23 protein-coding genes and 1 pseudogene are annotated in these 23,907 nt (G+C 56.9%); 3 read left to right on the forward strand and 21 right to left on the reverse strand.

Going from position 1 to position 23,907, the window contains the following annotated elements:
- Positions 1-202: 202 nt before the first annotated feature.
- The 10 genes from HY010_11520 to HY010_11565 all read right to left on the reverse strand — a co-directional run bounded on the left by HY010_11520 (position 203) and on the right by HY010_11565 (position 8,146).
- The gene (locus HY010_11520) at positions 203-1,414 is read right to left on the reverse strand and encodes an MFS transporter (protein ID MBI3476353.1); all 1,212 of its coding nucleotides are present in this window, start codon (positions 1,412-1,414) and stop codon (positions 203-205) included.
- Positions 1,415-1,538: 124 nt separating this feature from the next.
- Entirely contained in the window at positions 1,539-1,808 is a 270-nt protein-coding gene (locus HY010_11525; GenBank protein ID MBI3476354.1) for a hypothetical protein, read from the reverse strand.
- Between the two features lie 63 nt (positions 1,809-1,871).
- Positions 1,872-2,999, reverse strand: coding sequence for a glycosidase (locus HY010_11530; GenBank protein ID MBI3476355.1), 1,128 nt, complete (start codon positions 2,997-2,999; stop codon positions 1,872-1,874).
- A gap of 10 nt (positions 3,000-3,009) precedes the next feature.
- Positions 3,010-3,267: a hypothetical protein gene (locus HY010_11535; protein ID MBI3476356.1), complete on the reverse strand. Its 258-nt coding sequence runs from the start codon at positions 3,265-3,267 to the stop codon at positions 3,010-3,012.
- Between the two features lie 44 nt (positions 3,268-3,311).
- Entirely contained in the window at positions 3,312-3,494 is a 183-nt protein-coding gene (locus HY010_11540; protein ID MBI3476357.1) for a DUF2933 domain-containing protein, read from the reverse strand.
- Positions 3,495-3,639: 145 nt separating this feature from the next.
- The gene (locus HY010_11545) at positions 3,640-4,935 is read right to left on the reverse strand and encodes a vitamin K epoxide reductase family protein (GenBank protein MBI3476358.1); all 1,296 of its coding nucleotides are present in this window, start codon (positions 4,933-4,935) and stop codon (positions 3,640-3,642) included.
- 128 nt (positions 4,936-5,063) lie between these two features.
- Positions 5,064-6,170 (reverse strand): NAD(P)-dependent oxidoreductase, encoded by a 1,107-nt coding sequence (locus HY010_11550; GenBank protein MBI3476359.1) that lies wholly within the window; start codon positions 6,168-6,170, stop codon positions 5,064-5,066.
- Between the two features lie 171 nt (positions 6,171-6,341).
- A complete protein-coding gene (locus HY010_11555; protein MBI3476360.1) occupies positions 6,342-6,476 on the reverse strand; it encodes a YHS domain-containing protein in 135 nt (44 codons plus the stop codon).
- A 52-nt stretch (positions 6,477-6,528) separates the two neighbouring features.
- A complete protein-coding gene (locus HY010_11560; GenBank protein MBI3476361.1) occupies positions 6,529-7,359 on the reverse strand; it encodes a hypothetical protein in 831 nt (276 codons plus the stop codon).
- Positions 7,360-7,504: 145 nt separating this feature from the next.
- Positions 7,505-8,146: a hypothetical protein gene (locus tag HY010_11565; GenBank protein ID MBI3476362.1), complete on the reverse strand. Its 642-nt coding sequence runs from the start codon at positions 8,144-8,146 to the stop codon at positions 7,505-7,507.
- Between the two features lie 490 nt (positions 8,147-8,636).
- Between HY010_11565 and HY010_11570 the strand changes: the two are divergent.
- Together HY010_11570 and HY010_11575 are read left to right on the forward strand one after the other, a co-directional pair.
- Positions 8,637-9,236, forward strand: a pseudogene (locus HY010_11570) (hypothetical protein).
- Between the two features lie 371 nt (positions 9,237-9,607).
- Positions 9,608-9,961, forward strand: coding sequence for a hypothetical protein (locus HY010_11575; GenBank protein MBI3476363.1), 354 nt, complete (start codon positions 9,608-9,610; stop codon positions 9,959-9,961).
- A 231-nt stretch (positions 9,962-10,192) separates the two neighbouring features.
- On the opposite strand, the gene zwf is transcribed toward HY010_11575, so the two are convergent.
- The 4 genes from zwf to HY010_11595 all read right to left on the reverse strand — a co-directional run bounded on the left by zwf (position 10,193) and on the right by HY010_11595 (position 14,563).
- Positions 10,193-11,671 carry a glucose-6-phosphate dehydrogenase gene (zwf, locus tag HY010_11580; protein ID MBI3476364.1) on the reverse strand — a complete coding sequence of 493 codons (1,479 nt, stop codon included), beginning with the start codon at positions 11,669-11,671 and terminating at the stop codon, positions 10,193-10,195.
- Positions 11,672-11,797: 126 nt separating this feature from the next.
- Positions 11,798-12,181 (reverse strand): DUF302 domain-containing protein, encoded by a 384-nt coding sequence (locus HY010_11585; protein ID MBI3476365.1) that lies wholly within the window; start codon positions 12,179-12,181, stop codon positions 11,798-11,800.
- A gap of 211 nt (positions 12,182-12,392) precedes the next feature.
- Positions 12,393-12,809 (reverse strand): hypothetical protein, encoded by a 417-nt coding sequence (locus HY010_11590; protein MBI3476366.1) that lies wholly within the window; start codon positions 12,807-12,809, stop codon positions 12,393-12,395.
- Between the two features lie 704 nt (positions 12,810-13,513).
- Positions 13,514-14,563 (reverse strand): zinc-dependent alcohol dehydrogenase family protein, encoded by a 1,050-nt coding sequence (locus HY010_11595; GenBank protein ID MBI3476367.1) that lies wholly within the window; start codon positions 14,561-14,563, stop codon positions 13,514-13,516.
- A gap of 354 nt (positions 14,564-14,917) precedes the next feature.
- Here HY010_11595 and HY010_11600 point away from each other — a divergent pair, with 354 nt between their 5' ends.
- Entirely contained in the window at positions 14,918-15,121 is a 204-nt protein-coding gene (locus HY010_11600) for a YHS domain-containing protein (GenBank protein MBI3476368.1), read from the forward strand.
- A 266-nt stretch (positions 15,122-15,387) separates the two neighbouring features.
- On the opposite strand, the gene HY010_11605 is transcribed toward HY010_11600, so the two are convergent.
- The 7 genes from HY010_11605 to HY010_11635 form a co-directional block, all read right to left on the reverse strand.
- Positions 15,388-15,813, reverse strand: coding sequence for a hypothetical protein (locus HY010_11605; GenBank protein MBI3476369.1), 426 nt, complete (start codon positions 15,811-15,813; stop codon positions 15,388-15,390).
- Between the two features lie 51 nt (positions 15,814-15,864).
- The gene (locus HY010_11610; protein ID MBI3476370.1) at positions 15,865-18,519 is read right to left on the reverse strand and encodes a heavy metal translocating P-type ATPase; all 2,655 of its coding nucleotides are present in this window, start codon (positions 18,517-18,519) and stop codon (positions 15,865-15,867) included.
- Between the two features lie 140 nt (positions 18,520-18,659).
- Positions 18,660-19,619 carry a zinc ABC transporter substrate-binding protein gene (locus HY010_11615; protein ID MBI3476371.1) on the reverse strand — a complete coding sequence of 320 codons (960 nt, stop codon included), beginning with the start codon at positions 19,617-19,619 and terminating at the stop codon, positions 18,660-18,662.
- A gap of 123 nt (positions 19,620-19,742) precedes the next feature.
- Positions 19,743-21,035 carry a hypothetical protein gene (locus tag HY010_11620; GenBank protein MBI3476372.1) on the reverse strand — a complete coding sequence of 431 codons (1,293 nt, stop codon included), beginning with the start codon at positions 21,033-21,035 and terminating at the stop codon, positions 19,743-19,745.
- A 56-nt stretch (positions 21,036-21,091) separates the two neighbouring features.
- Positions 21,092-21,619, reverse strand: a complete 528-nt coding sequence (locus HY010_11625; GenBank protein MBI3476373.1) for a DUF2318 domain-containing protein — start codon at positions 21,617-21,619, stop codon at positions 21,092-21,094.
- 222 nt (positions 21,620-21,841) lie between these two features.
- Positions 21,842-22,342, reverse strand: a complete 501-nt coding sequence (locus HY010_11630) for a hypothetical protein (GenBank protein ID MBI3476374.1) — start codon at positions 22,340-22,342, stop codon at positions 21,842-21,844.
- Positions 22,343-23,121: 779 nt separating this feature from the next.
- Complete coding sequence (locus HY010_11635) at positions 23,122-23,898, reverse strand: ABC transporter ATP-binding protein (GenBank protein ID MBI3476375.1); 777 nt, start codon at positions 23,896-23,898, stop codon at positions 23,122-23,124.
- Positions 23,899-23,907 lie beyond the last annotated feature (9 nt).

Genomic DNA, 23,907 nt, shown 5'->3' on the forward strand with positions numbered 1-23,907 from the left:
CACCGAAAACACGTTTGGGCGCGAATGGGAACGCATTCCTCGGCGGCCACCGCTTGTGGTCGACGAAACAAGGTGCGGGAAGCAGCGTTTCGTCGAATAGCTACAAGCCAAAGGAACATCTCAATCACATTCCGCCAGCCACTCACTATTGAGAACGGCAAAGAAGAAATAGCGAATGAACCTGCCGACTCCGCTCGTAACCTTAAGCATGGCTAGTCCGGGCATGATTGGACAAATTCGGTGGCCTCCTGCCATCCCATGCCTTCCAAGCGATGGCTAAGGCGACCACAGCCAACAATGCCGCCGTCAGAAGGTATGGAGCGTTCATCTGCCAGGCGAACAGCGCGCCTCCCAATATGGGGCCGCTGGCCTGACCGAGACTGTTGGCCGCATTTTGAAGGCCGAGCGCAGTACCTACCCGGCTGTTTCCCCCGCGCTTCGAGATCAAAGCCGCGAGGTTCGGAGAAACAAACGCCGTTCCCAAAGCGAGCAGCCCAACAAAGGCAAAGACAAAGAACCTTGCGCGTACCATTACCAGAAGCGTAAGACTAGTTCCCATCAAGCCGAAGCCCGCTCCGATCTGGTAAATCTCGCGGATACGTCCTGCTAGCAAACCGACCGCCCCGATTTGAAAAACGGTCATCACCAATCCACATACCACGAACACGGCCCCCACTTCAGTGGGACCGTAGTTGAATTTCGCCTGCGCATAAAGCGCGAATGTCCCTTCAAAGATCGCAAGCCCGAATTGTACGGCGAGCGCCAGACCGAGGAGCGCACCGAGACTTCGTGCTAGGCCTCGCCAGTCCGTCTTCGTCTCTTCGCCCCCGACTCGCGGCCGATGTGCGGGCAGCGACTCCGGCAGCCACCGCATCGCCGCAAAAAGCGTGAGCACGCCCAGGAAGGCCGCCGCGAAGAACGGGACCGAGAAACTATCAATCATGAAGTGCCCGTAGCGCGCGGTGAAATGCAGGTTTCTGCGAGACAATATTCCGCCGAGCGCCGGACCGACGACGAAGCCGAGACTCACCGCCGTGCCCAACCACGCCATCCCTCGACCGCGCTCCTCATCCGTCGTCATGTCGGCAACGTAAGCTCCCGAGACCGGCAGCGTCGCCGAAGACAAGATGCCACCGAGAATGCGTGCCGCGTAGAGCAGCCAGAGCGATGTGGCCAGGCCGAAAAGGACCTGCGCGATGACGTAGCCCGCAATGCCGATCAAGATGAGCGGTCTCCTTCCCGTTCGATCTGACAAGCGCCCCCATACGGGCGCGAAGATGAGTTGCCCCACCGCGTACACGCCAGTCAAAAAGCCGACGTGCATCACCACCGACTGGCGCGATACACCTTCTGCCAGTGCGAGACGCTCGACGTAGAACGGCAGTACTGGCACCGTAATGCCCAGGCCGATCATGACGACGAACAAGCATGCGAGAAGCACAAACAGATGTTTACTGATCACGCCAGCACCCTTCCGTTTGCCTTTATAGCGTCTCTAGGCACGCGCCAAGTAAAAATGTGGGCGGGCCGAGGTGTGACTACTGCTTTGCCGGCAGACCCCACCGGCGGGTGAGCAGGTTATAGATGGGGACGAACACAAGTCCGGCATATACGCCGTAGAGAAAGCTCTCAATCAACCCCAAGCAGAAGCCCCCGAAGGTCAGCCACTTGAAAGCAGGTAGAACCATTTCGAGGCATTGAGCCATGTGTAAGCTCGGCGGCACGATCAATCCGTAGATGACGCACAGGACGAAGCTGATAGCGGTAAAGATTCCCAGTGACCAGCTCACGATTTTGACATTCAGCATTGCTCTTACTCCCTTCCGCTTCGCGGTTGTTCGTGCTTCTCGCGGGCGACAGTCGTTTCCCTCTCATCCGGGCTTCGCATAGACCTTAGCTTCCGGAGGGTCGGCGAGTATTCCTGGGGGCAGGCGTTCCGGCAGGTCAAGCCGTGCCACACCGATCCGGTTGTCCGCCATACCGTAATAAATGTCGAAGCGATTGGGTGAGTCGATATCGTCGCGCCGGTCGATGGCGGTGGGAAACACCACGTTGGCGATGGTCCCTTGTCGCTCCTGCGGTAACTCAGGTGTTAACACTGGCTCCGGGGAACGATAACGGATAAAGCTCGGATGTTTCTCCGAGAGCACCATCACCCCTCCCGAGTATCGCAACTGGCGTTCGTTGTTTGGCGCCGCCATTTCGCTCACGCCATGGTAAAAGATTAGCCAGCCGTGCCGGGTCAGGACAGGCGGCGTGCCACCGCCGATCTTGAGCCGCTCCCAGGGCGACACAGGAGCGGCCAGCCGGTGGTGCGAATCGAAATGGCAGAGGTGACGACAGAGCTGATTCTCGCAGCATTCCTTGATCAGAGAGTTATAGGATATCCAGATGCTCTCCAGAAGGATATCCACCACGCGAGGACCGCGGCTATGAAGTTTTTCGTCCGGCCCGGTGCCTGGGAAGAGCGGACGATGGATGAGCGCCATGGCAGGTTGTCCGTCTGGATCGGGGATGGCGACGGGAAAGAACGATGCATCTTTGTTGGCGACATCGTTGAAATCCACACCCTCATACGGCTGGAAGGTCACCAGCCCCAACCGTTCCCAGTGAAACAGATCTTCCGAGACGGCCAGCGCAATACGTGGTCCCCGTGATGAAAACGCCGTGTAGGTCATCACATACCGCTGGAGCGGCTCGATGAAAGTGATGCGCGGATCCTCGCAACCTCCGCCATCGGCCCGTAATTCGTAATCAGCTTCTGGCTCCAGCGCGATACCGAGTCGCTCGACTCCCACCGGATCACCGGCCTCGTTGAAGCGCACGCGCGCGATGCCAATCCGCGAGTAATTGCCCCGCGCCACCCACCGGGGAAAGAGATAGAGCTGCCCATCGCGACCACGCGCCGATGCCGGATTCAACACGCCTTCCACCTCCATCGGATTGCCCGGCTCCGGCTCCATCACTATTCCCAGGCGCTGCAGCGTGAGTTCACTCATCAAATCCCTTTCACAAGGTCACGCCTTCCCAGTCGCGATCTGCCAAACAAGCGGTAATCGTTTCGATAATCCGTTTCGTCTCATTGGGATCTCTCACCTGGATGGAGACAACGCCTGTTTCTCTAGCCGGATAGTCGTTTTCACCAGGAAACACGGCCACTTTGACGATCCCGAGAAGGTCATGCGGCAGGACGGACATTTCGACATCAAGAGACGATTTGCTTTCGGCAAGCGTGCCATCGAGGTCGAAAACAATCAGACGTTTCATTTTTACTTTTCGTCATTCGCTTAACTTCGTACGTCCGCTCGCAATCAGTGCTGATGCCCGCCTGAACTCGTGTTCACGACGCGACCTTGCGCTTCGTCTTTTTCATCCTCGCTTCGTTGACGATTATCTCCACTATGGCGACTATGCCCACCGTGCCCGAACATGTGCATCGCGATAAAGGCGATGAAGATCAACACCCAGAACCAGTTTGCCGTAACCCATGCCATGACTTTTCTCCCTCCGGTTTGTCGTCCCGCCCCTCCTCGCTAAGACTTGAAGCCGGCAGCGGCGATGAAACTCTCGCGCGACGGGCTCTTATCACCGCTGCCGTTTTCTTGAAAGGCACCTTGGGCGCAGCGGGCGGATCGGGAATCATCGTATGTATCCTTCAAAGCTGCCGTATCGCTCGATGACGGGACCGCGTGGGAAACTAAGCAGTATCACCAGGGTACCGGCAACCATGTCGTTCCATGTCGCGGCAGTCGTGGCACCGGCCAGTAGCCACGGGGCAGCGATTATCCATGCGCCAAAAAGCACGTTGACAAAGCGCGCGGCACGACCCACTTCGGCGAGCGCGATTACGGCGACGGTCAGGATAAGAGCGCCGACAAGGTGGTCGCTGTGGGCAGCCTTCCCAGTACTGCCAAGTGTGGAGGGCGCAAACATCAGCCACAGCCCCAGCGACGCGCCGATGAGTAAGTTCCACGGTAGCGACACTCCCCAGAACATTGCCATGGGATGCATCACGTCGGGATGGACTGTAATCGTGCCAGCTTCACGTGTCTCGCGCAGCGCGCCTCCCGACCAGAATACTTTCCAGAGCGACTGACCTTCCCGGTGCGATTGGACGAGGAATTGCAGCATTGCCGCAACTTCGTCGAGCGTGAGCGAAATCATGATGAGCATCGCGGCGGCGGCGATGAGACAAGGTGTGCACCATGCCCCGACGGCAAGCGGCTGCAGGATGATGAGCGTGATGCTGACAACGCCCAGCGGCACGACGAGGATCCCGAAGAACGTAACCATCCACGGCATCGTGCGCCACCGGGTCTTGTCACCCATGAAGCCCATGAGGAATTCGACCATGTAGGCGACTGCCCCAAGTCCGGCATCGGGGATTGGAAAGGCGCTCGACACGGCGGATGTAAGGACGCTCATCGTCCCGTGTCCGAAGAACGGGTCGCGGAACGACGTGATGTAGTGAAGTTCGAACGAAGTCATTTGCCGCGACAGGAAGAACCCGACGAGCGCGAGCACGATAATCGGCGCGCGCTGTGGCCAACTCGATGGGTTGTACGACCAACCGCGCGGCACGTCCGGACCGGGCACCATACGCATCCCCGGCATCGCTACCAGAATCGCAAAGACGATCACCAGCGCGCCGACCAGCGTGTCGTTGGAGTAGACCGCAGACGTCGGCGCCCAAAAGACAAGCGGTGCGAAGAGCAGCCAGAGGCCGACGAGCGAGCTCGTCCACGGCGCCCAGAGCTTGAGCCACGGGCGATGCGACAGCGAGAGGATGCTCAGAATGATGATCAGCACACCGCTCACCGCATCACTCGCCTGGAGCGCCGTACTGCGGTATCCGAGCGCGAAGATACTCGTGGTCAGCCACAGTCCCACAACCATGTTGGCAAAGTGAGGCCAAGTTGGTGCCATATGCTCCATCTGCGCGCCGGCCGCCGCAGGCTGGGCACTCTGCATGTGCATCTGCGTGGCCTCGCCGCCCGGCATTGAGCCGGGATGCGCGGGTGGCTCGTGGACTTCTGGATGCGCGTGGGCAGGCGACATGAGACTCACCCCTTTACCAGCGTTGCAGCTTGCTCTTGCATTTCGGATGATGGTTCCAGTTTGTTCTCGCGGTACCAGCCGAGTGGGTCTGCTTTGAGTGCCGCGATCATCTTCGGCAGCGTCTCGCGCAGCGAACGCTTCGGCTCCCAGCCGAGCAGCGTGCGGGCGCGCGTGATGTCAAGCGCGTAGTGGTCGTTCGCACGGTCAATCATCCACGGTTTAATGAACGGATCGGCCCCAGGTAGTTTCTCCATCACCCAGGCCCCCGCTTTTGCCAGCGGCGCAAGCGGGCCGGGAACTTCGAGTGTCTCCCAGTCTTCGCCATGGATCAGGCGCGCCAGCGTATGCTGAATTTCGTCGTAGCTCAGGGGCTCCGGTTCGCCCAGCAGTATCGGCAGTTCGGGCGGCAACGTGGCTCGGTGCTCGACCACCAGATCGATGGCATCCACTAAATCGTCCATATGCATAAAGGACTGTCCGTGCGAAGTGCTGCCGGAGTAAACGTGACTGGTCAACTGGCGCTCGTAAATCCGCTGAATCTGGTGCGCCAGTGGGATGGAATGACAGCGATCGCCGTATACACCGGCGATGCGCAACAGCGCCGCAGGAATCTCTCCGCGCTTCTCATGGATGAGCTTCTCGGTGCGAACCTTCGACTCCGGGTACGCCCATGTTGGCCCCAGCGGCCATTCTTCATTGATGAACTGTCCCGGCTCAGCCGGGCGATGCACGAGCATGGTGCTCGAGAACACAAACTGCTCGACTTTGAAGCCGAGATCTCGCAGTCCGCGCAGCAGGCGTCCAGTACCATTCACCGTGATCTCGTCGTATTTCGTGCTCGGCTCGCCGAGGAAGTCGTAGTACGCAGCGAGATGAATTACCGAGGCGATGTGATCTCCGTGGTGTTCACGCACGGTGCGGAGCCCTTCCTGCACGCTCTCGTCCGATGTGATTTCGACGGGTATACCTACACATCCGGGGCTTGGTATTTTCGGTGCCTTGAGGTCGAAGCCGACGATGCTGTCAAAGCGACCGACGAAACGCCGCATTACGGCTGAGCCAATCGTTCCATTGGATCCTGAAACTAGGGCGATACCACTTGCTTTCTCCATTGATGTTCCTTCTGTCCGAACAGTCGATTTGGACAATGTTTCTCACCTTGGGCGAGCTCGCTTGTCGGTTCATTCGAGCCTCACCAACTCCGACAAATGCTGTTCCGGTTTCTCTGCCTGCAAACCGCTGCCATACGAGATTCAACTTCCTGCGTTTTAGCTCGCGCATTACTACGAGTGTTTATCAAACACCGTTTTGCAGCCCTCGGAGCAGAAGTAGCAACGATCCCCCTGGTAGGTGGCTTGTAACGTGGCCATTTGATCATCGATCTTCTCGCCGCAGACAGCATCAGTATGTGTCGCCATTGCTGCATCTCCTCTTAGGTCGCAACTTTGAAAGCTGTAGCCGGTCCCGACTTCATCGCGCTCGTCTCCATTCAATGTCCGGTTGAAACACCATTTGCGAGGAAAAGTCCTTGCGTGTGGTTGTCGGTACTTGAAAAGCAACGCCAAGCATCATGAACTTGTTCACGCGCACCTTCAACCCGAGCAGCAGGCTTATGATGGGTCGCTCGCCGCGCGCTGCCTCTGTTAGAACTTCCATCACAGGGTAAAAGCGGGAGCCGGCTTTGAAGACGAACGATGCGCTGCCGTCGACCATGTCTTCTCGGGGGTTGTAATGTAGCACCTGATTAAAAGATACCCGTGAATTTGCGAGCGCCGTCGAGAAGCCGACAAGCGTGTTGATACGTTTACCGCCGCCTGATCGCGTCGGAAATTCAAACTCGATCAGCGGTGAAAACCCGCTCATCCCGTTCTTGCTCCTGACCGCGGCAAACTGGAACATGGCTTCCGTGCGTGTATTGGTAAGGAACCTGTCATTTCTTACGTGAAGGCCGATGAACTTCGTCAATCCTGTTTCGAAGTGGAAAGCGAAATCGCCGTCGGTATGGCCGTCGGTGCGAGTCGCTAGGCCAGCAAGCCGAAGATTGTAGACGCCCACCCCTTCCGGCACTCCCATGTGTGTGAAGAATGGGTGAGCCACCTCTTCCTCCTCCATGCCCACCTTGTCGGTCTGGTTATCCTGGTTCTTCCCTGGTGCCGCGGCGGTGGTGTTTTGTGGCATTTGTTGGCTGTAGGCTGGAAGCCCCCACGCGGCGAACATGATCAAACAAACCAACGCTATTGAGTAAGCCCGTGTTTTTGCAATTGTTTTGCCGCTTCTTAAGTTACAGTTACCGACTGTCACTTCACGAGCCTCATGTGTTCCAGAGCTCCCATGTCGCCCCATAGACATCCTTTCTCCATTCATTGCTTACTCACGGTCACATTTCGGGCTCTGCTGACCAGGAGTCCGCGCATCTGGGTGTCCTGTGAGACAGATTCCCGGCCTTCTATATAGGCGATCGTTCGAGTTTGACCATCCCCGCCGAGAGCGCGCCCTGGCGGTGCCATGTCAGGTGCTCGTAAACGCTCGACCAATACAGGCCGAAAGTGAAACCGAACATCAGCTCTTCCAGGGGTACGCCGATCACTCGAACACCTGAGATTGCTTTCAGGTTCCACACCGCCTCGACGTATCCTCGAAAAACAACGTTGAATAAAGCGAATACTAAGAAGTAGACCCCGAAGAAGAGGACGCCGCTGACGATCATCTTCAACCATAGATCTCGACGGCAATACAGGGTGGCAAAGAATCCGACAATGAGCGCGATTGCCGACGAGTAGATGGGATTCAATCGTGTCGTGGCGCTGAGTATTCCGAACAGCAGCGGTGCCGAAAGGACGGCAAGAGTGTGCTGTCGGTGGCGTCCTTTTTCGTGCTCCGCCGCGATGACTTCGACGGGTTTAACGTGAAACAGGAGCTCGTATGCGGCGAACACGATGCCGCCGATGGAAAATGAAAACAGCAGACTTTCCAGATCAAAACCGGTCCGGCGTGCAAGATTCAGAATAGTGAATGGATTCCAGTAGCGTGGGACAAATATTGGCTCAGTTAGCCCCAACAATGCCGTACAGGCGCTTACTCGCAACATACTGGCGTTGAGGTCGTGACGGAGTACGTGCAATGTAGCCCACACTAAGGACAAGGCTATGCTCAGGCTGAGGTAGGCGTAGGTCCAAATCGCGGGCTCGTGTAGGGTCACAGCGTTCCTCCGCGACCCGTGTGCCAAGTTGAGGCGGCGGTCCGCTTTGCCTAAATAGGAAACACTGAAGCGGGCGTGAGGGTCCGGACGTCGCCAGATCGCCGACACTAGCCCATGGCTGCCCCCTAAAGGGCTGTCCCCGCCTCAGAACAGCCTTCACAATACTGCTCCAACAAATGGAGTTACTGTTCAGAATTGCTCACTGTTCAAGACAATCGCAGGAATCTTAACGTTCCCACTGTTCAAATTCGCACGCTCTGCTCGATTGATCTTCTCCCATGGAGTTCCAACGTCTGCCGCATGGCCCAGCTATCGTCTCGCCTGCAGCTTCTTGGATGTAGGATGGACGCTCGTACGTGCGACGAAAGGATCGTGTCCAATGTGTTTTTCGGCCTCGGCTAGTTTCATCGCCGGTGCTTCACTTTCCGCGGTCGGCATAGCGGCCATCAAGAAAACGCAGAGGACAACTGAGATACCCTTCGCGATGATTCCGTTGCTGTTCGGGCTCCAGCAGTTGACCGAAGGCGTCATCTGGCTGACATTCCACCATGACGCGCCGCTGCTCAAGCAAGCGATGACGTATCTGTATTCAGGATTCTCGCACGTACTGTGGCCGATGTACGTGCCGTTCGCTATGGGCATCCTGGAATCGGTACGCTGGCGTAAGCAAGCAATCTTCGCGTTCGAAGCCGCGGGGGTCGCCGTTGGCCTCTACCTGCTCTATTTCATCGTGACCCGCCCGGTAGTCGCTGAAGTCGTGGGCAGGCATATCGTCTACGCTTCGCCACATTTCTACTTGATTCCCGTGATGGTGCTCTACCTAGCGGCGACGTGCGTCAGTTGTTTCTTCTCGAGTCATGGATACGTGAAACTGTTTGGAGTGTTGGCGTTGTTGTCATTCATCGCAGCGTACCTCGTTCATGTGATGGCCTTGGTCTCGATTTGGTGCTTCTTCGCGGCTATCTTGAGTCTTCTCATCTATCTCCATCTCAGATTCAGAGATCTTGGAGGGTTTCCTAAGGAGGCTGGATTGCCGCCGGCCATCGCGCGCGATGCCGTAACGGGACACGATGTCGTTTGAGGCAGCCGACGCGTTCGATTAGGTGGCGGGGAGAGGACGTCACAAGCAAGATTGTGAAATGAGCGGTTTTGACCAGACGACCCGAATGTTCACACGGTATTCTTCGGTTTTGCCCGCCTGTATGTAGTTCGATGAGAAATCGAGATCGAATTCTGGTTGCGTAGAGTCAGTAACTTCTAATCCAACTAGGCCTGCACAAAGATCAAAAGCAGGCCTCTCAATCAACAGCAGTAGTCAAAACAAAAGGGAGAAAACACTTGAATACTTCAATGAAGTTGATGCTTATGCTGGTGCTGGCTAGTTCGATGTCAGTGATGGCACAAACAGACATGTCCCATGATTCTTCGATGAAGAAAGACCAAATGTCTGGTAAGAAGATGTCCATGACGGGTTGCATCGCGGAAAAAGACGGCAAGTACATGATGACGAACCAGGAGCATCCGGACGGTGTTCAACTGATGAGCTCAGAAGATCTGAAACCGCATGTGGGGCACAAGGTCAAAGTGACTGGCATGATGGAAAGTATGTCCGGGGATTCCATGAAACCCGACGACAAAATGCCGATGATGGGCATGATGAAGGTAAGCAGCATGAAGATGGTGTCTGCGCACTGTGGCAAATAGGCCGGTCCGTTGCGCCCGCTTGGCGGTTGCCTCTCGGGATTGTGCCTGATTTCATAGCAACGACGTGGAGATCGCTTGAGCCCCAGGGCAGGCTTTGATCTTGCGCACAACCTCACAACCAAGGCCATTCAGAAATGTGTGGCTGATTACTTTGGCACGCTGGGACGGTTGGCGGACTGGTCGGCTGCTGGTCGGAGCCAACGTGGTCCGTGATCGGACGTAGCATTGGTCCTACGTTGGGTTCGGGACATGGACTGTGCTTTCTTTGTATTCCTCGGGATTATGCCAGCCGCCCACATCTACAGCCAAACGATCCGCCTCAGGAGGTCCCCACGAGTCTGGCTCGTATGGATGCAAAGTTGTGGCATTCGCGAGGATAGGCTCAACAATGGCCCAAGCCGCTTCCACCGCGTCTTCCCGAACGAACAGCATCGCATCTCCACGCATGGCGTCTCCTAGAAGACGCTCATAGGCATCAACTTCGTCGGCGGTGTGTTCCTCGACGGCCGAAAGTTGCGCGGGCATGGAAACCAGTTCTTCGCCGGGACGCTTCACGCGGGCGCTGAGGTTGATCGAAAGCTCACCGGGACCGAGACGGAAGCGGAAATGATTACTTGATTCGCCGGCCAAATTATCGAGCGGAGGTTTCCTGAGTTTGACCAGCACTTCGGTGGTGGTAACCGGGAGGCACTTTCCGGCTCGAATCAGAAATGGCACGCCCGACCAGCGCCATGACTGAATTTCCAGACGCACAGCGGCAAACGTCTCCACCGTGGAATCAGATCCGACTCCTTTTTCTTTTGTGTAGCCCTTGAACTGCCCTCGGACCAGATGCTTTGGGTCCAGCGGTGGAATTGTGCGGAATATTTTGGCCTGTTCATCGCGGATCGCATCGCAATGTAACCCGGTGGGGGCCTCCATGGCCAGAAACGCTACGACCTGAAGCATGTGGTTTTCTACTACATCGCGGACCGCGCCGGTGTCATCGTAAAACTTACCCCGACCCTCAATGCCAAACTTCTCCGCCATTGTGATCTGCACACTCTCGATGTAATTCCGATTCCAAATCGGTTCGAGGAAGCTATTGGCGAAGCGAAAGAAAAGAAGATTGAGAACGGCCTCTTTACCGAGGTAGTGGTCGATACGAAAGATTCTTGATTCCGGAAGCACCGCATGAAGTGCGGCATTCAACTGCTGGGCCGAGGCAAGATCGTGTCCAAAGGGCTTCTCGACAATGACTCGTGCATTTTTGTTGATGCAGTTCGACTTTGCGAGAGACTTGACAACACTTGTAAAAAGACTCGGTGGAATCGCCAGATAATGTGCAGGGCGGCTGGCTGAGCCAAGCGTTTTCTTCAATAGGTCGAAGGTCGCAGGTTCCCCATAATCGCCGCTGACATAGCGAAGCAAGTTCAACAGCTTAGCCAGAGCTTGCTGATCGATGTTGTCATCTTGCTGCTGGATGCTGTCGCGCACGCGCTCTTGGAGATCTTTTTCCGTCCGCCCCGACCTGGCTATGCCAATCACGGGCACATCCAGATGACCATGCCGGACCATATGATAAAGAGCGGGGAAGATCTTCTTATGGGCTAGGTCTCCCATTGCTCCGAAGAGAACCAGAGCATCGGCTGGCGCCGTATCGTCCCCGGGTTTTCCTGTCGTGCATCCTTGTCTTAGATCCGGCACGAACTCCTCCGCATGATGTTTCATGGCCAGACTCGCGTCGTTAAATTCTAGCCGCGAACGCGCAGTTGCGTCGCGACTGAAGCTGCAGGGTGCGACCCTCCAAGGGAGAACCTTCTTCGAAAGAATCCTCGGGCGGTGGTCCCCACTTTTTCACGCTGCCGCTTCGTCAATAATGGCGAGAAGTTCTCGTTCGACGTCCTGCGCCAGAGTATCCGCATGCCGAAGGCCGGTTGCAGCGAAAATATCCGTCGGTTTCACCGTGGCAATCGTACTGCCGTCGGCATTGCTGTAGACTGCTATCCGGCACGGCAGAACCGTCGCCGTGGCCATGTCCTGGTGCAGGGCCTGCGATGCTGCCAGCGGGTTGCAGACATCGTAGATTCGAACTTCGTTGGCCAGATCAATCCCCTTGTCATGCAGAGTCTTCTTAAGATCCAAAACGTGAAGAACGCCAAATTTATGACGCTGCGCGGCTTCGTGGAGACTTTGCTCAACTTCCTGTGGCGAGTGCTTCGATGATTTCTGGTAGATCATAGTGTCCCTTCTTTCACCTGCCGCATCTGCTTCTAAACGTTACATGTGGAGCACACAGATTTCACTTGCGTGCCCGGAATATCAGGGCCAGAGCGATGATCAGCACCACCCCGAACATCCACATCCAACTCATGTTCCACCCGTCCATACCATATCCGTGCACAGAACCGCCTCCGGAATTGCTGTTTGAGAATACGGGACACTGTCAGACTCATTTCTTCTGATCGTCCACCATCCCTTTGTCTTTCTTCTTCGTCGCCCCGCTTTTCTTGTGCATGTCCATTGGCTCCGGCATCATGGCCATGTGGTCGGTCATCGTCTGCATGTGATCCGTCATGGCTTGCAACTGGTCAAGCATCGCCTGCTGCAGTTCCATCTGCCCCTTCATGCTGGCTTGTTCCGTTTCCATGTGGCTCTTCATGGCGGCATCAGCGGCAGCCATTTTCGCCATGTTGTCCTTCATCAGAGTCTGCATCTGTTCCATCTGCGCACGCAGCTGCTCCATCTGCGTTTTCATGTTCTTCATATCCATGCCGGAACTTGGCATGGCGTTCTGGGCTTGCAGTGGTGAACCGTAAAAGCCCAGTAGGGATAGTGCGAGAATCGATACGAACAGCAGTTTTGTCATTGCTTCATCTCCTTGGTGTTCTCAAATCGATTGCTGATAAAGACCAGATCAGCGCTACTGCAGCAACCACGGCTCGTTTCAACTCATCCGGAACAGAGCCAAGCCTGCATCGTCGCTCACGGAGCCGGTGATCGCCGATGTAGAAGTTCGATAAGGAATATTTGAAGACAGGACCCAGATTTTGCTGCTGACGTTGTCGATGCCGAACTGGTCCGTGTTGCCGAGCGCCGCTATCACGTCGAGCCCATGTCTTGGGACGGCCCTGCCTCAAGAGGGTAGGTAGGCCGTCAGGTTTGGCGGGCAAGCGACCCTTTTGCGACACCAATAGATTCACTCACTCGCTTTAGCAATACTGTGCGGAATGGCTCATGTCATGAGCCATCAGCCCCAATGCGGGCTCTCCCTGATTTAGAACCGTCCAGCGCATGGCGGGCTGTGGTTTTCGGATGTTTACGCTGTCCAGGAAAACGGTAAAATAGACGTGTCGTTGTTCAGGCAGACGGGGGTGCCTATGTCTCCTGCGCGCCAATCCAACGGTTCTCCAGGCAGAAGAAAAATCGCACGCCCAAACCCAATCGACCCGCCAACCCAAACAGAGGGTAGTGCCATAAATCCAAGTATTGCGGCCAGGAAGGGGAGCGGTTTCGATCCCCATTCATTCCTCGCAACCATCGCCCATGGCAGCCTTTCGGTTAGATCGTGTCTCAGCCACGAGGCCCATTCGTGAGAACAACCTTGAGGGCATTTTCTTTTGCTGCGTTTCCAAACGTGTCGTACGCTTTCATGATGTCGTTCATCGCGAAGCGATGAGTCACGAGCTTGCTGGGCTGCAGCTTGCCCGACTCCACGACCTTCAGCAGCATCGGTATCGTGATCGTGTCCACCAACCGTGTGGTGAGCGAAATGTTACGGTCCCAGAGTTTTTCCATGTGCAGTTCCACTGGCTTGCCGTGCACGCCCACGTTCGCGATGCGCCCGCCGGCCGCAACGATGGCCTGGCAGATATCGAAGGTAGCAGGAACTCCGACCGCCTCAATGGCTACGTCGACGCCGGCCCCCTGCGTTAGTTCCATCACGCGATGGGCGGCGCGCCCATCCGTGCTGTTGATCAGAGTGGTTGCGCCCAGCTTCTTGGCGACCGCTAGGCGGTTTTCGTCCAAGTCGATCATAAAGATCGCTGCCGGTGAATAAAATTGCGCCGTCAGCAGAACGGCGATCCCGACAGGCCCGGCGCCCACGATGGCAACCGTGTCCCCGGGTTTCACTTGCCCGTTCAGAACACCGCACTCAAAACCAGTTGGCAAAATATCGCTTACCATTACCATGGCTTCTTCATCGCCGTCGGCGGGAAAGTTGTAGAGACTCCCATCGGCGTAGGGGATGCGCACGTATTCGGCGTGAGTTCCGTCTGTGGTGTAGCCCAGAATCCAGCCGCCGTGCCGACAATGGGAATACATGCCCCGTCTGCAGAAGTCGCATTTCAGGCAGGCAGTGACGCACGAGATGATGACTTTGTCTCCAACGTGAAAGTCTGTGACCCCGGGTCCGACTTGTTCAATTACACCGATGCCTTCGTGCCCAAGAATGCGTCCATCGGTCACCACTGGGAGATCTCCCTTCAGAATGTGAAGATCGGTTCCGCAAATTGTCGAAGTGGTAATCCGCACGATGGCATCGCCCGAATCCTGGATGGTGGGGCGCGGCTTGTCCTCCCATGCACGCTTGCCGGGACCGTGATAGACCAGCGCTTTCATCGTAGTGCCGTTTCTTAGAATTGCGGTACTTGTGGTCGCCACCTCGAGCTCAGCGATTGTCATTGATCTTCCCTCGGAAAGTGGCCAATGGTAGCGCCATTCACAACACCGCGACTGGTCAAGACTGCACACTTTTTCCACTCCGGGGAATTGATGGGACGCATGCTCGCCCTGAGCTGTTTTGAACAGATTCTGGCATCTCCTTAGTGAGAAAGTTTCGGTTAGAACCATTTCGGTTAGAACCATTTGCGAGCGTGACGGGTCTTCAGGGCAGTGGATGATGAGCTGCGGGAAACCGGCCAATCGACTTTTGAACCACCTTTACCAACGGAGCCATCATTCGAAGGAGAAATCATGATGAATAGCACAACAGCTGTGAAAGATCCTGTGTGCGGCATGGACGTAGAGACGGCCACCGCCGCTGGACAAACTGAGCACAAGGGGCAAACGTATTACTTCTGCGGCGCCAAGTGCAAAGAGAAGTTCGATGCTAATCCTGAGCAATACTTGGGCACGTCTGCGGGAGCGCCGAAGAGTGGCCATGGTTGCTGCAGTTAACATTCAAAGACGCGCAGGTGAAAGCCATCCCCACCGTTGACCCTAAGCTTTTCCCTACCTTGGCTCAACGGGAAGTAGGAAGATCGCTGACGCTTTGAATAGCAACCTGAATCTACAGGACGGATTCGCCAGGGCGGACCGCCCCGGCTCTGTAAGCCTAATCTCGCTCCGCAGAATCGGAACAGTGACTGGTGAATGACTGCAAGGCATTGGAAAATGACTTTATCCCTTCCCCTCCTCGATACGCAAAACGGGGACTGGATGGGCTACGAACGGCCTTGCGGCGGAAATCGTTCTTTGGCGAGCGCCTGGATCTCCCGCGACCTTTCATAGGCGAAGCGGACAACCTCTTCTGCTTCGCGTGAAAGTTGCAAATCTTGTCTGGTTAACAGGACCTGCAACTTTGTATGCATCAGGATGGCAGGCGCGCATAGGTCTCGGTGAAATTTCTCCACAGTTTCGGCCAAGTGCCGAAAATCGCGCTCGCGCTTGTTCTTCTGCCAGAGCAACCAGCCAAGAGCGACTCCAAAAAAGATGAACAAGGCGCGATAGAAGATCATCGCTGGCTGCGGCTGGAGCATTTCAATCCAGAAACTCGTGTTCTCCATCCGGGCGTGCATTACCGTGTCGATAGTGCATGCGCCTAAGCCAAACAGGATCCCATAGAAGATTTCTTTGTATTTTTGAAGCATCTTGACTCCTAGTGCGACAAAGAGAAGCTGTGGTTGCTGCAGTTGCAGTCATCACAGATGCACGTTTCGCAGTCGCAACGAATTGGTGATCACGGACACTGAGCTGAGACTCATTGCGGCGGCGGCAAGAATCGGGCTCAACAGGATTCCAAAGAACGGATAGAGCACGCCAGCCGCAATCGGCAAACCCACCGAGTTGTAAATAAACGCGAAAAACAGGTTCTGGCGAATATTGCGCATGGTGGCCCGGCTCAGCTTGCGGGCGCGTACGATCCCGGCCAGGTCTCCCTTGACGAGAGTGACGCCGCCGCTTTCCATCGCTATGTCGGTACCGGTTCCCATGGCGATGCCGACGTCAGCCTGCGCCAGGGCGGGCGCGTCGTTGATCCCATCGCCCGCCATCGCAACGATCCGGCCTTCTTTCTGCAAGCGCTGAACAACCTCGGATTTTTTGTCCGGCAAGACTTCGGCTTCAAACTCTGAGATGCCAAGCTTCCGGGCCACCGCTTCGGCGGTGGCGCGGCTGTCACCGGTCAGCATGACGATGCGCAGACCCTCGGCCCTGAGATCACGGATCGCCTGTGGTGTGGATGGCTTAATTGGGTCCGCGATGCCGATTATGCCGGAGAGCCGCCCATCCACGGCGGCAAAGATTACGGTCTGGCCTTTGCGGCGGAGTTCATCGGCCTCTAGCTGCAGTGAACCGAGGCTAAGGCCCAAGCTTTGAAACAGCTTTTCATTTCCGGCAATCACGGTTTTGCCGTCGACCTTGCCACTGACGCCGCTGCCAGTCAGAGACTGAAATTCCGCAACGCTCGCAAGCGCAAGACCATTCTCCTTGGCGGCTGCCACGATGGCGGCTCCGAGCGGGTGCTCGCTTCCCTGCTCCAGGCTTGCCACCAGCCTCACCAACTCAGAGTCATTCTGTCCGGCGACAGGCGCCACCGCTTCGACGCTCGGCTTGCCGGCGGTCAGAGTTCCGGTTTTGTCGACGACCAGCGTATCCACCTTCTCGAAAATTTCCAGCGCTTCGGCGTTGCGGATGAGAACGCCGGTGTGCGCCCCTCGTCCGGTGCCGACCACGATAGCCATGGGCGTCGCCAGTCCGAGAGCACACGGGCAGGCGATGATGAGCACCGCCACGGCATTCACCAGCGCGTGCGCCAGACGCGGCTCGGGGCCGAATAGACTCCAGAGAATGAAGGTCAGGACCGCGATTGCGATGACAGCGGGCACGAACCACGTGGCTACCCGGTCCGCCACTCGTTGGATCGGGGCCCGGCTGCGTTGCGCCTTGCCTACCATTTGGACGATTTGCGCTAGTAAGGTCTCACTACCCACACGCTCGGCTCGCATCACGAACGAGCCCGTTCCATTCACTGTTGCGCCAATCACCCGGCTGCCGGCGGCTTTCTCGACCGGCATGGATTCACCGGTGATCATCGACTCATCGATGGCACTGGCGCCTTCCAGAACCACACCGTCCACCGGAACTTTCTCGCCCGGACGCACGCGCAGATGGTCTCCCAGTTTCACTTGATCAAGCGGGATGTCGTGCTCTGCACCGTCACGCAGGATGCGCGCAGTCTTCGGGCTCAGATCGAGCAAGGCACGAATCGCGGCTCCGGTGCGGGTGCGGGCGCGCAATTCGAGCACCTGTCCCAGAAGGACTAACGTCGTGATGGAAGCCGCTGCCTCAAAGTACACAGCGGGCGTGCCGTTCATCTCGCGAAACGATGGCGGAAAAATCCGCGGAAAGATGGTCGCGATCAGGCTGTACCCGTAGGCCACCCCCGTGCCCATCGCGATCAGCGTGAACATGTTGGTGGAACGGTTGACGATGGATGCCCAGCCTCGCTGGAAGAATGGCCAGCCTCCCCAAAGCACGACTGGCGTCGCCAGGAACAGTTCGATCCACGGCAACCAGCCGTTGGGAAGTGCGCGCTGGACCGGCATGCCGGGCAACATGTCAGCCATGGCGATGACCAGCAACGGGACGGTTAGCGCGACGCCGCCCCAAAAGCGCCGCGTCATGTCGCGTAGTTCCGGACTCTCTTCTTCCGCCGCCGCAGTGCGCGGTTCGAGTGCCATGCCGCAGCTCGGGCACGAGCCCGGCCCTGGCCGGACGATCTCGGGATGCATCGGGCAGGTGTACTCAATACGGGCGGTCGGTGCGGGCAGCTCGGGTTCAAGTGCCATGCCGCAACTGGGACACGGCCCGGACTTCGTCTCCCGGACTTCCGGACACATCGGGCAGATGTAGTTGCCGACGGGTGGTTGCGGGGCAGCTTTCGCCGGAGCCGCTGCAATGTGTGCTAACGGCGTGCCGGGCGCAGCGATCGGACGCGGCGCCAGATATGAGTTCGGGGTGGCGCGGAATTTCTCCAGGCAGTGAGCGCTGCAGAAATAGTACGCCTTGCCAGTGTGCTCCGATTTATACCGGGCTGTGCCCGGGTTGACATCCATGCCACAAACAGGGTCTTTGGTGTTGGCGTCGCCAGTTACGGAACTCTCGGGACTCGGCATTGCCAGCATGGTCAATCCTGCGGACGGAGCCTTTGCGCCGGGGTTGAGATATTTGTCAGGACTGGCTTTGAATTTCTCTTCGCAATGTCCACCGCAGAAATAATGGGTCTCCCCGGCGTGAGTGTGTACATGCTTCGCGGTAGCGGGGTTCACGGACATCCCACAGACCGGATCCTTCATGGCCTCGCTCAAATCGGCGCGATTGGTTGACATCATTTTTCCCCGATCCGTATGGTTGCACGCGAAAAAGTAGCGTGTCGTTTTTGTCGTCCGTTCCGTAACTCTGGATTGCATCAAGGCTAAACGGAACAACGCCCGATTCATGATTTCGAGCGAAAAGCCTTGGTCAGCACCGCCAAATCGTAGTCAAAAAGCTGGAAGTAGTCGGTGATTCCCTTTTCACCTCCCACCGAAGAAGGCAGGACCACCACCTTCGCCCCGGTCTTCCGAGCGATGTTATTCGGTGTCTTTAGCTCAAAGTAGGGCTCCACTAGAATGATCCCCACGTTCTGACTCTTCATGAGGTTGACGAGTTCGGATGCATGGTCCCGGCTGGGCGGGATGCCCGGCTGCGGCTCGATTTCGCCGACCGAGACAAGTTGGAAGTACTTCAGAAAATTGGACCACGACCGGTAATAGGTGACCACTTTGCATCCGCGGTAGGGACGCATTTCGGCGTTCCAGATTTCTTCTGCGTCCGAGAGCCGCTTGCTGAACACTCGAAAACGATCGTCAAAATAGGAAGCATCACTTGGCCGTAGCTCGCCTAGCTTGTGGGCAAGTGCTTGAGCGATCTTCCGACCGTTTTCCGGGTCGAGCCAATAATGGGGATTGCCGAAAGGCTGAATGCTTGGCGTGATAGGGCCGGATGGCATGTCGACAATCTCGGCATACTGCGAAGCGTCGAAATAGCCTGGAGCCCCTGGCTGAATTCGAGCGTTGCCGGACTGGCTGACCAGAGACGGTGTGTGATGGCTCCGCGTCAGCCAGCCGCTCTCCAGCTCCAGACCAACAATAATCAGGAGATCGGCCTTTCGCAATTTCAGCAGGTAGCTGGGCTTCGCTTGCACGAAGTGCGGGTGCTGATTACCGCGGACCAGGGATTGCACCTCGGCACGCTCACCCCCGACCTCCGCGGCAAGTGCCGCAAGGTCGGCGGTGGAGGCGAGGACCTTCAATTTGGAAGTGGCCTGCGCGAAGAGGGGACTTGCTGCCGCGCCGGCGAGCGACAAAGCCAGAAGCAACGTAAACCAAAGATGCCACTCAAGTATTCTTCTCATGCGCGCTCCTCTTTTTTCCAACCGCCCCGTGACGATGTCCGTTGCGATGCCAAGTCAAATACCGACTTGCATTCGCAGACGTCGTTGTCTTTGCTGTGCCTTCATTGGAGGCAATCTCCGTTATCAGAACGGATGAGCCCCGTGCGCTCCGATAGTAAAGAGGACCTGAAGCAAGAGTTCATTTGCGGTTTGCCCTTCAGCATAATGCGTACGGCGGAGCTGACCACGAATCTGGCTGAACTCGCTCGGCCAATAGGTCAAAACCAAGGAACCGCCACTGTCCTGCTGCAAGGCATTCTGGGCTCGCTCCGACCAATCGTAGCGACCGCCCGTGAACCACCTTCTCCCCAATTGATACTCGGCCGAGGCGAAGAAACCAAAGGCCCGCTGTGTTGCGGCCACTTGCTCGCGGTTGCTCCAGACTAGTTCCGTACGAGCTGCGAAGGAGTGTAGCCTGGGACCTCGCACGGGCTTCCAGCGGAGAGTCGCATCCATCGCGTAGAGCTGGGTAATGAAGTTGCTGCCCAAGTCGTTGTGCCCACGGGTGTAGGACCCTCCCAGTTCAATATTCGTTGACTCCGTCAGATCTCGATAGCCCCTGAGATGGCCGACTACACTGACATCCGTTCGGCGGCTGGAATGAAATAGACTGCCAGAGTCTCCCCGGAAGACCTCGCCGGTACCCTCCAAAAAGATCCCCTTCGGCGCAGGCAGGATTCGGCTGATGGAAATGCCTGTGTCCTTGATGCCCACATCAGCCTCCGTGAGTGAGCCACCCATCAGGTTGAATGCGACCAAAGGCCTGTCGACCCAGGGAAGGGTGTGATTATGAAAGGTGTTCACCCGTCCGAATGCGGCCCGCATCCTCCCGACTCTGGGAACAAAACCCCAAGGTACCGAAGTGAAAGTGACATAGCCTTCCTCCACTTCAATGTCGTTCTCCCCGATCGCCAGGAAGAAATCTGCCCGGGCGTACGGATCCACAATGGATTGGAGCGAGATCTCACTTTCCTGCAATGCGAGTGCGGGAAGCGGATTGATCGAGTTGTGACCCGCCGCCCCCACAAAATTGCCGATGATTCCGATATCAGGATTGAGTGCCTTGGCTGCGGCGCTGGCACCGCCGTATACCGGCAGCTGAGTGCTGCTGTCCGCCGGTGTTCCGGGCGGAGGAAGCTGCGGAGCCGGAGGGGCAGCGTTCATGGCAGATTGCGTCGGCCCTGCGGAGGCGCCCTTGAGAGCTTGTACCTCGGTTTCTAGTGCACGGACGCGCTCTAACAGCGCTTTGACTTCGGCACGTAGGTCATCTGAGCCGGTCTGCGCTGCGGCGTCCACCGAATGCAGGAAGACCAGCGCTACTGCGAACATGATTACCACTGAGCGCTTCGGGCAAAGGAACCGTCGCGTCACTTTCATGGTTTCCACCTTCCTTGGCAGTTGCGGTTAATGTTTGGGAGCCAACCACCCTGCGGTTAGGGGCGGCTCTGTGAATCTCTCGAATCACCGTCTTTTTGAAGTGTGCCCTTGGCTGAACTGCTGAACATCTCGAACCCTTTTGTGATTGCATCGGGGCGCACTACAACGTTGTTGTTCTCCACCGAGAACGGGACGGGGACTGCAACACAACTCTTGTCGGCGGTCATGCGCTCGTTCCGATCGCCAATGCGCATCGCACTTTGGCATTGTCCACAGATCAGGTTCCCCTCTTTTAAGTGGTGCTGTTTACGGAACGAATAGCAGGTGGTACAAGAGGCAAATGCCGCTCGAACCACCCCCTTGGAGTCCCGGTTCACAAGCAGTTTGGACCGCTCCGAAGATCTGATCGGGTAGGTGAAGAAGCGGGTCTGGCCCGGCTGGAGCTGCGCCAGGTCGTATAGGAAATTCTCTCCTGCTTCGAGCACGATCTCGGGTAAATGGTCTGACGCGGTCGCCTTTCTTTCCTGGGAGATTGCAAACCATGCCGCGGCTCCCCACACCGCCAGCAAAAATCCAGCGATCAATCCCCAGACGCGCCAGCCTTGGCGGGTGAGTGCCTCTACCCGCTTTCGTCTCCGTCCTAACACGTGATGCCGTGAACGCCACATCTAAGTTCTCCGGAGAGCAGCGACCTGCCCTCGGTGTCCTTTCTCCAACATCACCAGGGACCCGAATACCGGATCCTTGAATTGCGCCTGGTGCAATCCATTTACGCGCAAATAGGCTTCGACGAGGGCCACTACCGCTCACGCCGGCGATGCCTTACGGAAGCTCCATTGGCGTTCGCAGGCTCCGAGCTCTGACAGATGCTCTTTCATTTCCTTGAGGCAGCGCGTTTCACATTGGTCTACAGGTTGGTCAAAACCTCGGCGGTGAACAATCTTCACGCTCAGAGTGACATCGGGACGGCTGCCGCGTACTGCCGAATAGCGAAGTGCCTGCTCATACGGCCCGATCTCGTACATCGAAGGCCGCTCGTCCTTTGGAAGAATCCAATCGGATATGGCATGCAGAGCGGCATAAACATGCCGGCACGCGGGACCACCAGGGCCGACGTGATCAATGTCAGGCTCGGGAGTACCAGAAAGCTCCAGTTCAAACCCCACCTGTTGCTGTTTGCCGCCAACCATCAAGGATTCCGGCCACACTTCCCAGCAGACCTTGTACCGCTTGACGAGATCAACCAAAGTCTGCGATTCATCATTTAGCGAACCGCCGGCCGGCGATTGTTGTTCTGTGTAAATCATGAAAGCCCCCATCCCTTCTCGATTGCCGCGCCTCTGGCGTTTTCTTGCGGACTCCTAGTTGGCCAAGTCCTTCCTTCTCCTGGGCCCGGCAAGCAATGCAAACCTTCCAATAACTTCCACGCATTCAAGTCCGACGAGGCAAACGCCGCACCGGATTGCCCTGGCTCGGGTTCTCTCCGAATCCCCTCACGCCACTGCTGTGTCCCAAGACTCCATTGGCGTTCGCCGACCCCGAGTTTTAACAAAAGTTCTTTCGTTTCGCGGAGAACGCGCATTTCACACCGACCTACCGCCTGGTCAAAACCGCTCAGCTGAACGACTTTCACCTTCAGAGCGAGATCGATCTTCACGGTGAGGGTCGCGCTGGAGCCGCTGCCGCGCACTGCCGAGTAGCGGAGGGCCGCTGCATATGGCCCTATCTGGTACATCGAAGGCTGCGCTTGCTTAGGGAGGACCCACTCGGTCACGGAATGAAGTGCACTGTAGATCAGCTGGCACGTTGGACACCCTCGCCCGATGTGCTGTGTTGCCGACTCGTGAGTTCCCGAGAGTTCAAGGTCAAATCCGGCCTGCCTTTCTTGCCCGTCGATCATCAAATATTCCCGCCACACTTCCGAGCAGACCGTGTACTGCCTCACAAGATCAACCAAAACCGGCGGTCGTTGTTCGGTGTAAGTCATTACCATCTCCCTCTCACCTGGACTCATGTCTGCTTCGAATTCCTCGACGGGAAGTTCTCCTTCGATTTGCCCGATATTGGCCACGAAGCCTTGAGGTCCTCATGGGTAAACATCTTGCTGATCCATCCCCACGAGTTCCACTTCGCTTGGCAACTGGCCCTCTGTTTGTATGGGCTTCGTACCGTCTCGGCGTGACGCACAACAACCCATCAGAGAACCATCCCTGATTTCCAGCACCCGGTCGGCCAGGCCAGCGTTGTTCCGGTTGTGTGTAACCATAAAAATCGTCTGCCCCCGGCGATTGAGATCGATGAAGACTTCCATGATTTCGCTCCCGGTCTTGCTGTCGAGCGTTCCGGTCGGTTCATCCGCAAGCAGCAGCGGAGGCTGATTGACCAAAGCCCGGGCGATCGCGAGCCGGCCCTGTTCGCCGCCCGACAGCTGGTTGGGAAGTCGCGAAGCCTTGTTCCCCAGCGACACGCTCTCCAGCACAACCATGGCGCGCTCACGCTTCTCTCTCGCGGGAACGGGGGAGGTTGTTAGCGGGAGCATTGCGTTCTCCAGAGCAGTGAGATACGGCATCAGGTGATGCTGCTGAAAGACAAAGCCCAAGTATTCCATGCGAAAGTCGGCACGGCGCTCGTCAGACAGGCCGTACACATCGATTCCGTCGACCAGGACCTTGCCCGTCGATGGGCGATTCATGGCGCCGATGGTCGTCAGGAGTGTGCTCTTGCCCGATCCTGAGGGACCCATTAGCGCAATGAACTCGCCTTCCTGGATCTCGACGCTGATGTCGGTGAGTACCTGCACAGTTGAGTCGAGTTCGGTCTCGTTATAGGTTTTGCTGACGTTTTCTATCGAAATGAATGCCACTTGCATCCT

The organism is Acidobacteriota bacterium (genome assembly GCA_016196065.1).
In the GTDB taxonomy this organism is placed as follows: Bacteria; Acidobacteriota; Terriglobia; order Terriglobales; family Acidobacteriaceae; genus Acidiflorens.